This is a genomic window from Priestia sp. FSL W8-0001 (assembly GCF_038050335.1).
Taxonomy (GTDB): domain Bacteria; phylum Bacillota; class Bacilli; order Bacillales; family Bacillaceae_H; genus Priestia; species Priestia flexa.
On the sequence record NZ_JBBPAL010000001.1, the window covers coordinates 494,756 to 505,000 of the forward strand.

The 10,245-nt window shown below is 37.1% G+C and carries 11 protein-coding genes (1 of these 11 running past the window's edge); 8 read left to right on the top strand and 3 right to left on the bottom strand.

Translation table 11 applies throughout. From position 1 onward, the window contains the following. The first annotated feature begins 99 nt into the window (after window positions 1–99). Complete coding sequence (locus MKZ18_RS02660) at window positions 100–1,848, top strand: ABC transporter ATP-binding protein (RefSeq protein ID WP_061786174.1); 1,749 nt, start codon at window positions 100–102, stop codon at window positions 1,846–1,848. Window positions 1,849–1,872: 24 nt separating this feature from the next. Here the strand turns inward: MKZ18_RS02660 and MKZ18_RS02665 are convergent, their stop codons facing one another. Together MKZ18_RS02665 and MKZ18_RS02670 are read right to left on the bottom strand one after the other, a co-directional pair. Beyond that, window positions 1,873–2,961 carry an FUSC family protein gene (locus MKZ18_RS02665; protein ID WP_025909541.1) on the bottom strand — a complete coding sequence of 363 codons (1,089 nt, stop codon included), beginning with the start codon at window positions 2,959–2,961 and terminating at the stop codon, window positions 1,873–1,875. A 214-nt stretch (window positions 2,962–3,175) separates the two neighbouring features. After that, complete coding sequence (locus MKZ18_RS02670; protein ID WP_061786175.1) at window positions 3,176–4,474, bottom strand: glutamate-1-semialdehyde 2,1-aminomutase; 1,299 nt, start codon at window positions 4,472–4,474, stop codon at window positions 3,176–3,178. Window positions 4,475–4,621: 147 nt separating this feature from the next. Between MKZ18_RS02670 and MKZ18_RS02675 the strand changes: the two genes are divergently transcribed. The 6 genes from MKZ18_RS02675 (at window position 4,622) to perR (ending at window position 8,923) form a co-directional block, all read left to right on the top strand. Continuing rightward, window positions 4,622–5,635 carry an ABC transporter ATP-binding protein gene (locus MKZ18_RS02675; protein WP_144594290.1) on the top strand — a complete coding sequence of 338 codons (1,014 nt, stop codon included), beginning with the start codon at window positions 4,622–4,624 and terminating at the stop codon, window positions 5,633–5,635. After that, entirely contained in the window at window positions 5,628–6,419 is a 792-nt protein-coding gene (locus MKZ18_RS02680) for an ABC transporter permease (RefSeq protein ID WP_025909544.1), read from the top strand. The genes MKZ18_RS02675 and MKZ18_RS02680 overlap by 8 nt, the downstream gene beginning before the upstream one ends. 3 nt (window positions 6,420–6,422) lie before the next feature. Next, entirely contained in the window at window positions 6,423–7,208 is a 786-nt protein-coding gene (locus MKZ18_RS02685; RefSeq protein ID WP_025909545.1) for an ABC transporter permease, read from the top strand. 92 nt (window positions 7,209–7,300) lie between these two features. Further along, the gene (locus tag MKZ18_RS02690) at window positions 7,301–7,702 is read left to right on the top strand and encodes a potassium channel family protein (protein WP_061786177.1); all 402 of its coding nucleotides are present in this window, start codon (window positions 7,301–7,303) and stop codon (window positions 7,700–7,702) included. 69 nt (window positions 7,703–7,771) lie between these two features. Continuing rightward, window positions 7,772–8,242, top strand: coding sequence for a thioredoxin-dependent thiol peroxidase (bcp, locus tag MKZ18_RS02695; protein WP_025909547.1), 471 nt, complete (start codon window positions 7,772–7,774; stop codon window positions 8,240–8,242). A gap of 276 nt (window positions 8,243–8,518) precedes the next feature. Next, entirely contained in the window at window positions 8,519–8,923 is a 405-nt protein-coding gene (gene perR / locus MKZ18_RS02700) for a peroxide-responsive transcriptional repressor PerR (protein WP_061786178.1), read from the top strand. A gap of 11 nt (window positions 8,924–8,934) precedes the next feature. On the opposite strand, the gene MKZ18_RS02705 is transcribed toward perR, so the two are convergent. After that, window positions 8,935–9,306 carry a YgzB family protein gene (locus MKZ18_RS02705; RefSeq protein ID WP_025909549.1) on the bottom strand — a complete coding sequence of 124 codons (372 nt, stop codon included), beginning with the start codon at window positions 9,304–9,306 and terminating at the stop codon, window positions 8,935–8,937. A 220-nt stretch (window positions 9,307–9,526) separates the two neighbouring features. Here MKZ18_RS02705 and MKZ18_RS02710 point away from each other — a divergent pair, with 220 nt between their 5' ends. Then, a protein-coding gene (locus MKZ18_RS02710) for a nucleotidyltransferase-like protein (protein ID WP_025909550.1) crosses the window boundary here: on the top strand, window positions 9,527–10,245 show its 5' portion. Its footprint extends 151 nt past the window's final position; the window shows 719 of its 870 coding nt (coding positions 1–719); its start codon is at window positions 9,527–9,529; its stop codon lies beyond the right edge, outside the window.

Below are 10,245 nucleotides of genomic sequence, written 5' to 3' on the forward strand. Positions count from 1 at the left end.
CCAGAGCTTAAAAACCGCATATGAAAGTGTGCAGAATGTTACATTATAAAAGAGGCTTAATAGGCATAGCCATTTAGAGGAAGAAGGGAGAGAGAACAAGTGGGAAGCATCAGGCGGTATATGGAATTTGTAAAGCCGTATAAGTGGCAAATTGTTGGAACAGTTTTAATTGGTGTGGTAAAGTTTTCAATTCCACTATTAATTCCACTGCTGTTAAAATACGTACTTGATGACGTTATTGATTCAGATACATTATCAGACAGTGAAAAAGTAAAGCAGTTGTTGATGATCATGGGTGGTTCTTTCTTTGTTTTTTTAATTTTACGCCCTCCAGTTGAATATTATCGTCAATATTATGCGCAGTGGGTATCAAGCAAAGTATTGTATGATATTCGAAACCAGCTGTTTGATCATATTCAAAAGCTCAGCCTTCGTTATTATTCTAATACGCGTGTAGGTGAAATCATCTCGCGTGTTATTAACGATGTAGAGCAAACGAAAAACTTCGTAATCACGGGTTTAATGAATGTTTGGCTTGATATGTTCACCATAGTAATTGCTATTATTATTATGTTTACAATGAATGTGCCACTAACATTGGTATCTATTATTTTACTGCCATTATACGCTTTATCCGTTAGATATTTTTATGGTAGGCTACGTCATTTAACTCGTGTACGCTCTCAAGCATTAGCTGAAGTACAAGGTCATTTACATGAACGGGTACAGGGAATTTCAGTTATTCGAAGCTTTGCGATTGAAAATCATGAGCAAGCGCAGTTCGATGATCAGAACCGTAATTTTTTACAAAAAGCAATTGATCATACAAATTGGAATGCTAAGACATTTGCAGTGGTGAATACGATTACGGACTTAGCCCCGTTAATTGTTATTGCGTTTGCTGGTTATCAAGTTATTAACGAAAATTTATCGATTGGTACTATGGTGGCGTTTGTAGGCTATATTGATCGGTTATATAACCCGCTGCGTCGACTTGTAAACTCATCAACAACATTAACGCAGTCCGTTGCTTCTATGGACCGAATGTTTGAATTTATTGATGAACAATATGACATTGTAGACTCGCCTAATGCGAAAGACGCTCTAGAGATTAAGGGAGCAGTTCAGTTTAATAACGTATCATTTGCGTATGAAGAAGATGAGTATATCCTGCACGATATTAACTTGGATGTTGAACAAGGAAAATCGGTAGCGTTTGTAGGTATGAGTGGTGGCGGTAAATCAACTATCATTAGCCTTATTCCACGCTTTTATGATGTCTCTTCCGGGGAAATTTTAATTGACGGTGTAAACGTAAAAGACTATCAAACGAAAAATCTGCGCGATCAAATAGGAATCGTTTTGCAGGATACGGTATTATTTAGCGATACGATTCGTAACAATATTCTATTGGGAAAACCGGGTGCCACAGATGAAGACGTTGTAGCAGCCGCGAAAGCAGCTAACGCACATGACTTCATTATGAAATTGCCCAACGGTTATGATACGAAAGTGGGAGAAAGAGGAATGAAGCTTTCAGGTGGGCAAAAGCAGCGCGTCTCCATTGCTCGCGTATTTTTGAAAAACCCACCGATTTTAATTTTTGATGAGGCAACATCTGCATTGGACTTAGAAAGTGAACATTACATTCAAGAAACCCTTGAAAAGCTTGCGAAGGAACGAACGACGTTTATCGTGGCGCACCGTTTGTCAACCATCACACATGTGGATGAAATTGTACTCGTTCAGGATGGAAAAGTCGTTGAACAGGGTTCTCACGGAGAGCTAATGAAGAAAAAAGGATATTACTATGATTTGTTCACTGTACAGCAGTTAGGGCAAAATTAAAAGCCAGGTAGGTACCTGGCTTTTTTAATCTTGTTCTCGCTCATGATTAATTTCAAGTGCATTGTCTTCCTTATGATAATTGTGGAAACTATCGATTAATCGATCTAAATGCTCTAGCTCTTCACTGTATTCAATGATACTTGCGATGAGAGGAAATAAGTGATACAACATCTTGTTATCTTCGTCATCTTCAAGCAGCTTATATTTCATAAATGCATCAATTAATGCACGCTTTTTTGTATATGCTTCAGTTGGTACAGATGTTGTTAATTGAACCTTTAGCTTACCAATAAACTTTAACAGAGCCTGCTCGTGATACATTAGCAAGCATTCCATCTCAGATTTTATGAGATTCTGAAACGACTGTGGCATGTGTTGAATATCATTTTCAAGACGATGCAACTGCTTTAATGTTTTAAGAGCATGGGAGGTTGTTGTAATCATTTGGCGGAAAAGCACAAGTTTTCGAGATTTAACAAATACCTTTTTCTTTGAATTCGTTCGCTCTTCTTTATAGAAATCAAACAGCTGATTGGCTTTCGTTAGCTGATCCTTGATTTTCTCAATGTCTTCTTTTAACAGCGTATATTCAGAAGCATGGTAGATATTCATACGAATCCACTTAATAATTTCTTCAGTTGTACCAACAATTTTATAATAAAGCTTTGTTTCATACTTTGGTGGTAAGAAAATTAAGTTTACAATAAACGCTGAAAAGACCCCTAATAAGACGGTTGCAAAGCGGATGACTGCAAACTGAACAAAGTCATCACTAGGGCTTTCCATAATAGCAATAACGGTTACCAGCGCAAGGCCAATTGTATTGCCGATTTTTAGCTTTAAATTAAGCGTAATTACCATAACAGCCGTTAAACCAATAATAAACGGATGTGTGCCGAATAAAAGTCCAAACCCAACTGCTAGTAACGCTCCGATGACGTTAGCTTGAATTTGCTCCAAAACTGTCAAATACGAGCGATAAATTGAAGGCTGAATAGCAAAAACTGCTGCGATTGCTGCGAATGTGGGTGATGGCAGATTGAGCAATTCAGCGACTAACAATGAAAGTGTAATGGCAATTCCCGTTTTTAAAATGCGGGCACCAAGTTTCATGCTTTCATAGTCCTTTCTATACATGAGATTTTGATAAAATAAATAAAAGCTTCTTTATAGTATACATAACCCATCTTGAATTATATAAACAATAACATACTATACAAGGTTTGCATGTGGATATCAAGAGGAAGGAATAAGAAAAATCCCGTTAAATAACGGGATTTTTCGACAAGTATTTTTATGTTCAATTAGTTTACAAGAAAAAGAAGGATTACAATTCTTTGCTTAGCTGCTCAAAAGCTTTTTCTACGGCTTCTAACGTCACATGGATATCTTCTTCCGTATGTTCTGTTGTTAAGAACCAAGCCTCGTATTTCGAAGGAGCTAAATTAATACCTTGATGAAGCATGAGCTTGAAGAATTTTGCAAACAATTCACCGTCTGTATTTTCAGCCTGTTCATAGTTAGTGACTGTCTCTGTTGTGAAGTAAAGCGTTAGCGCACCTTTTAAACGGTTGATAGTAATTGGCATTTTATATGTACGAGCGTGTTTTAAAATACCTTCTTCAAGCATCGCACCAAGCTTGTCCATTTTGTCGTATACGCCTTCTTCTTTTAATACTTCTAAGCACGCAATTCCAGAAAGCATGGAAGCTGGATTTCCGGCCATTGTTCCAGCTTGGTAAGCGGGACCTAAAGGAGCAACTTTTTCCATGATTTCTTGTTTACCACCGTATGCTCCGATTGGAAGGCCTCCACCGATGATTTTTCCTAATGCTGTTAAGTCTGGCTTCACACCAAGTAAGTCTTGGGCACCACCATACATGAATCGGAAAGCGGTGATGACTTCATCATAAATAACAAGTGCACCTGCTGCGTGTGTTAGTTCATTTACCTGTTCTAAAAAGCCTGGATGCGGCTCGACAATTCCAAAATTCCCTACGATTGGTTCGACCAGGACACCAGCAATTTGGTCTCCCCACTTTTCTAAAGCTTCTTTAAATGGTTGAATATCGTTGAATGGAACGGTAATAACTTCTTTTGCAATACTTTTTGGTACGCCGGCTGAGTCTGGTGTGCCAAGCGTTGAAGGGCCGGATCCCGCTGCGACAAGCACAAGGTCTGAGTGTCCGTGGTAGCAACCAGCAAATTTAATGATTTTGTCACGACCTGTATATGCTCGCGCTACGCGAATTGTTGTCATGACAGCTTCTGTTCCAGAGTTGACAAAGCGAACTTTATCCATTGCAGGCATCGCTTCTTTTAACATTTTTGCAAATTTTACTTCATGAGCAGTTGGAGTACCGTATAATACGCCTGTTTCCGCTGCGTGTGTAATTGCCTTTGTGATGTGAGGGTGAGCATGACCCGTGATGATTGGTCCGTATGCTGCTAGATAATCAATATATTTATTTCCATCAACATCCCAAAAATAAGCGCCTTTTGCTTTTTCCATTGCAACTGGGGATCCGCCACCTACTGCTTTATATGAACGAGACGGACTGTTTACACCGCCGACAATATGTTGAAGTGCTTCTCCGTGAAGCTGTTCTGATTTCGTAAACTGCATAATATGCCTCCTAAAGTATAATTCCACGTTCTATTCTACCAAACTTATTTGTTTCTTGAAAAACATTGTAGAAGGTGTATGATAGAAAACTGTGCATGAACAATTTAAATAGTAGATAAAACTAGTTGAATAGATGGAGGAAACGAGATGACAAATGCAATTGAGGTAAAGGGGTTGCGAAAAGAATTTAAGGCCTATTCGAGTCGTTCAGGCTTAAAAGGTGCGTTTCGTGACTTGTTTACAAGAAATTATAAAGTATTAAAAGCTGTAAACGATATTTCGTTTACAGTCAAACAAGGTGAAATGGTTGGATATATCGGAGAAAACGGAGCAGGGAAATCGACGACCATTAAAATGCTGACGGGAATCTTAACACCAACTGGCGGTGAGATTCAAGTGAACGGAATGAACCCTCATAAAGAGCGTGAGCAGTTTACGCGTACCATTGGGGTAGTATTTGGTCAGCGTTCACAGCTTTGGTGGGATATTGCTGTTCAAGAATCGTTTCGGCTACTAAAAAAAGTATATAAAGTATCAGATGAAGATTATAACAACCATATGGAGCACGTGATTCGAACGCTGGATATTGGTCCATTATTAGATAAGCCTGTGAGAAAGCTATCTCTTGGTCAACGAATGCGATGTGAGTTAGCGGCAGCACTTATTCATAATCCACCGCTGCTTTTTTTAGATGAGCCAACCATTGGGCTAGATGTATTAGTGAAACTAAAAATTCGTCAGTTCCTAAAAGAAATTAACGAAAAATACAATACAACAATCTTATTAACAACGCATGATTTAGCTGACATTGAAGCCTTATGTGAGCGCGTCGTTATGTTGGATGAAGGAAACATTATTTATGATGGTTCGCTACAAAAGCTGCGTTCTAACTGGGGAGATATGAAACAGGTTATATTTGAATTTACAAAAGAACCACTTCAAGAACAGCTGCAATTAATTACACAGGGGTTACCTGTTACGTGGGTGAGGGGAGACCGCCTCAACAGCTGGGTTGCTAATCTTGAGAACAAAGGAGATAGCATGTCACAGCTAATTGCTAAAGTAGCAACGAAATACGAAATTGCTGATTTAAGTATTCATGAAATTTCAACTGAAGAAGTTATTCGTAACATCTATGAAGAAGGTGTTGTGAATGGATAAATATATTGAAATGATACGCATTCGTTTCTTAATGATGCTTGCGTATCGAACGAATTACTACAGCGGTATATTAATCTATGCGATTAATATTGGAGCCTACTATTTCCTATGGTCTGCTATTTACGGAGGGAAAGAAAATATTCAAGGGCTATCAATGACGCAGATGACAACATATGTAGCTGTGTCCTGGATGGCGCGCGCCTTTTATTTCAACAACATTGATCGTGAGATGGCTATGGAAATTAAAGACGGGAAAGTGGCGGTTGAACTAATTAAGCCCTATAACTATCTTGGAATGAAAATGATGCAGGGGCTTGGAGAAGGGATTTTTAGACTGCTATTCTTCTCCATTCCAGGAATGGTGATTGTCTGGTTTTTATTCCCGATAGATTTATCAGGCCACGTACAGACATGGATTTATTTTAGTTTTTCAATTATCTTTAGCTTTATTGTTAATACTCAAATTAACTTATTAACGGGAATTACGACATTCTTCTTGTTTAATAATGATGGATTAATTCGTGCAAAGCGCGTTATCATAGATTTGTTTTCAGGGCTTTTATTACCAATTAGCTTTTATCCTCTTTGGGCACAAGATTTAATGGGGTATCTTCCTTTTCAAGCAATCAGCTATATTCCAAGCATGATCTTTACAGAAGGATTTACGGGAAGTGAAGTGGTAACTGCATTGGTGACACAGCTTATTTGGTCACTGCTTTTATTTATTCCTATCGTCTTTCTATGGAATGTTGCAAAGAAAAAGATGGTCATCCAAGGAGGGTAAGCAATGTTTTATTTTTCTATGTTCTTTCAATACATCAGTCAATATATAAAAACCAGACTTCAATACCGAGCTGATATGGTTGTTGAAGTTGTATCTGATTTACTATTTCAAGCAGTAAACTTAATTTTTATTTTAGTTGTATTTGGCCACACTCAATTTCTCAACGGTTGGTCACGAGAAGAAATCATTTTTATTTATGGATTCTTCCTAGTTCCTTTTGCGGTATTCTCTTCATTCTTTAACATTTGGGATTTTAATGAGCGCTATATTGTTAAAGGTGAAATGGATCGTATCTTAACAAGACCTATTCATAGCTTGTTTCAAGTGATTTTAGAAAGAATGGAATTAGAGTCTTTATTTGGAGCAATCACCGGGGTGGCAGTGATGATTTATGCTGGCTCCATTTTAGACCTTTCGTTTGCTTGGTATGACTTTTTCATCTTTATTCTATTTGTGCTCGGGGGAGCGTTGGTATATGCAGGTATCTTTATTGCACTCGCAAGCATAGGTTTTTGGTCAGATGCTCGTACGTCTATTATGCCAACGATGTATAACATTGGAAACTATGGACGCTATCCTGTTGATATTTATAACAACGTCATTCGTTATGTGCTAACATGGATTTTACCGTTTGCCTTTGTTGGAGTATATCCAGCTGCTTACTTCTTAGGAAGAGAAGAATGGTATGGCTATGCATTTTTAACTCCAGTTATGGGGGTTATCTTTTTTACTCTAGCTATTGTCTTATGGAATGTTGGTGTAAAAAGGTATCGAGGAGCAGGCAACTGATGCCTGCTTTTTTTATGCTATTGAACAGTAATGAGTAGGTAGGGGACAACGTATAGTAATACAAGAACTTTTTTACTTAAAGGAGTATCCGTATGACGGTTTCGTTGATTCTAGTCATTGTGTTTCTAATGGTAGGAAGCATGAAATTTTTGTTTGAAAAAGAGCTCGGTGAATTTCATTTCTTCTCACTTGGTCATTTTTTTGTTTTACTTTATTCATATTTAACGGTTTTGCTTGGCTTTAGCTTAATCTATACGGTTTGTGAAATGAGTAATATAGAAGTAATTAGTGGAGGATTTTATCATCAAGAACATTATTTTTATACACTGTTCAACAGCATGTATTTTAGTGCCATTACGCTATTCTCTGTAGGGTATGGAGATATGTATCCCGTTGGTATTGGAAAGATGTTTGCAACAATCGAAGCTCTCATTGGGTATATGATGCCAGCTGTTTTTGTGATTCGCACGGTAAGTCGAAATGAGAAAGTTTAAAAGTTGTCTTAAATCGCGAAATTGGTTACCCTATAACCATAGAGAACTGTATAAAAGGAGCGATATAAGATGACAGTAACAGTAGGTGAAGTAGCACCAGATTTTAAACTAGCAGCTAACAATGGAGAAGAGGTGGCTCTATCTGATTATAAAGGTCAAAATGTTGTTCTTTATTTTTATCCAAAAGATATGACGCCGGGCTGTACGACAGAAGCATGTGATTTCAGAGATGCTCATCAAGAATTTGCAGACTTAGATGCAGTTATCTTAGGCGTAAGTCCAGATCCAATTGATAAACATCAAAAATTTATTGATAAACATGGACTACCATTTTTACTATTAGCAGACGAAGATCATCAAGTTGCTGAAGCATATGGTGTATGGAAGTTAAAAAAGAACTTTGGAAAAGAGTATATGGGCATTGAGCGCTCGACGTTCATTATTAACAAAGACGGTGAAATTGCGAAAGAATATCGCAAAGTGCGTGTGAAAGATCACGTAGCAGAAGCTTTACGTTTTATTAAAGAAAATTTAGCATAATTAAGGCATTCGTCTATAACAAAATCTTTCGTTATGCGTATGATAACAGTGTAGGGCATACCTCCTCAGGTGTTACGATATAAAGCGCGACTTAGATAGTCGCGTTTTTTTTTGAATGAATAAAAAATCGTTTAAAAATAATATATAGTAGGAATTGTTAATGAGATTGACAAAGTGAAGCAGTAAGAGTTACACTAATTGTAAGAATTATAAAGTAAGAATGCTTATAGAAGAGAGGTGCATGACGTGTCAAATCATTTACAAGAAGCGCTTGAAATGCTGAAAGAAACTGGCGTTCGCATTACACCGCAACGTCATGCTATTTTAGAGTATTTAATCAATTCAATGACACATCCAACTGCTGATGATATTTATAAAGCATTGGAGGATAAATTTCCTAATATGAGTGTGGCAACCGTTTATAATAATCTACGCGTTTTTAAAGAAGTAGGAATTGTAAAAGAGCTAACTTACGGAGATGCTTCAAGTCGTTTTGATTATATTACGACCGAGCATTACCACGTAATATGCGAAAAGTGTGGAAAAATTGTTGACTTCCATTATCCAGGATTAGATGAAGTAGAAGCACTTGCAGCGCACATTACCGGGTTTGAGATTAGTCACCACCGTATGGAGATTTATGGTACTTGTCCGGATTGTACAACTAAAAAAGCACATTAAAAAGCTGATAGTTATGATATACTATCAGCTTTCTTTGTGTCTTTTCTATTATATTTCTCATCAAACTCTTTTCCATCAAGGGCTGGATCTAGAGTCAAAGGCTCATTGCAGTACATACATAAGTCTACTCGTCCAAGCATTTTCGTATGTTTATTACAGGTTGGGCATGTGACCTGTACAGCTTTAGTAGAAAGCATGCCAATCCAAAAGTAAACAACGGTACTAGCAATGATACATAGTAAACCTAATAGCATAAAAATGGTCATAAGCCACATGGAAGATTTAAAAAAGATTCCTCCATACATCACGATGAAGCCAATAAAAATTAAGCTTAATGCAAATGTCCTGATCTTATTGATTTTACTTGAGTATTTAATTCCCATGAAAAATCTCCCTCCCACTTTATAAATATAGCATAATTGTAAGAAAAATAAGTCTTTTAGGTTGAATTAACTGATAGAACTGTTTAGGGAGTGAATACAAGAGAGAATTTGTTATAATAAGCTGTGAGGAAGTCCATCACGAACATTCACACTAAATGTGTTTCAATATAAAAGAAGATTAGACCAATATCTTTAATTATGATAGTGAGGAGCTTGCAGAATGGAAGATATTTTACGACCGCTATACCAAGAGCGAGCAAGTAAAAAAGAAACGTTAGGTATTTTATTAATAGAAAAAAGGAAAACAGATTCACCAGTTACAGATGACTTAGATGCCATACTATTTATTATCACAAGTAACAATGAGGTACCTGTGTTTGTGAAGCAGTATGAGTATAAAGAACAAAGAGCAGCTCTTTATATAGCTTCAGAACAGCAGATCAGCGAATGGATTATGATAGGTACCAACCGACGTACTGTTGATTGGGTGTTAAATGGAAAAGTACTGTTTGATCGTAATGAATACGTAGCAAATTTGAAAAAAAGACTACTGGATTTTCCGCGCGAAGATCGAGTGAAGAGGATAGGTATTGAATTTGCCAAGCTTATTCGCCGTTTTAAAGAAGGAAAAGACTTTTATACGTCAAATCATCATCTAGATGCATTCAATCATGTGGTTCATGCTTTACACCATTTAGCGCGTCTATCAGTACTAGAAAATGGGTTTTACCCAGAGGTTACTGTTTGGAATCAAGTGAAAAAAATTGAGCCATCTATTTATCGTTTATATGAAGAGCTTGTTGGCAGCCAAGAAGAGATAAACAAGAAGCTTGAGCTATTATTCTTAGCTAGTGAGCTTTATGTAAATAAAAAAGTTGATATAGGTTCTACACATCTATTAACAATTATGAGCGAAAAAGAAGAGTGGACGTTTAATGA

What these genes read in the sequence shown, in the direction of transcription:
- MKZ18_RS02705 (WP_025909549.1), bottom strand. Translation starts at nt 9,306, where the DNA reads ATGGGAATTAAATACTCAAGTAAAATCAATAAGATCAGGACATTTGCA.
- MKZ18_RS02680 (WP_025909544.1), top strand. Translation starts at nt 5,628, where the DNA reads ATGGATAAATATATTGAAATGATACGCATTCGTTTCTTAATGATGCTT.
- MKZ18_RS02690 (WP_061786177.1), top strand. Translation starts at nt 7,301, where the DNA reads ATGACGGTTTCGTTGATTCTAGTCATTGTGTTTCTAATGGTAGGAAGC.
- bcp (WP_025909547.1), top strand. Translation starts at nt 7,772, where the DNA reads ATGACAGTAACAGTAGGTGAAGTAGCACCAGATTTTAAACTAGCAGCT.
- MKZ18_RS02685 (WP_025909545.1), top strand. Translation starts at nt 6,423, where the DNA reads ATGTTTTATTTTTCTATGTTCTTTCAATACATCAGTCAATATATAAAA.
- MKZ18_RS02665 (WP_025909541.1), bottom strand. Translation starts at nt 2,961, where the DNA reads ATGAAACTTGGTGCCCGCATTTTAAAAACGGGAATTGCCATTACACTT.
- perR (WP_061786178.1), top strand. Translation starts at nt 8,519, where the DNA reads ATGCTGAAAGAAACTGGCGTTCGCATTACACCGCAACGTCATGCTATT.
- MKZ18_RS02675 (WP_144594290.1), top strand. Translation starts at nt 4,622, where the DNA reads ATGACAAATGCAATTGAGGTAAAGGGGTTGCGAAAAGAATTTAAGGCC.
- MKZ18_RS02670 (WP_061786175.1), bottom strand. Translation starts at nt 4,474, where the DNA reads ATGCAGTTTACGAAATCAGAACAGCTTCACGGAGAAGCACTTCAACAT.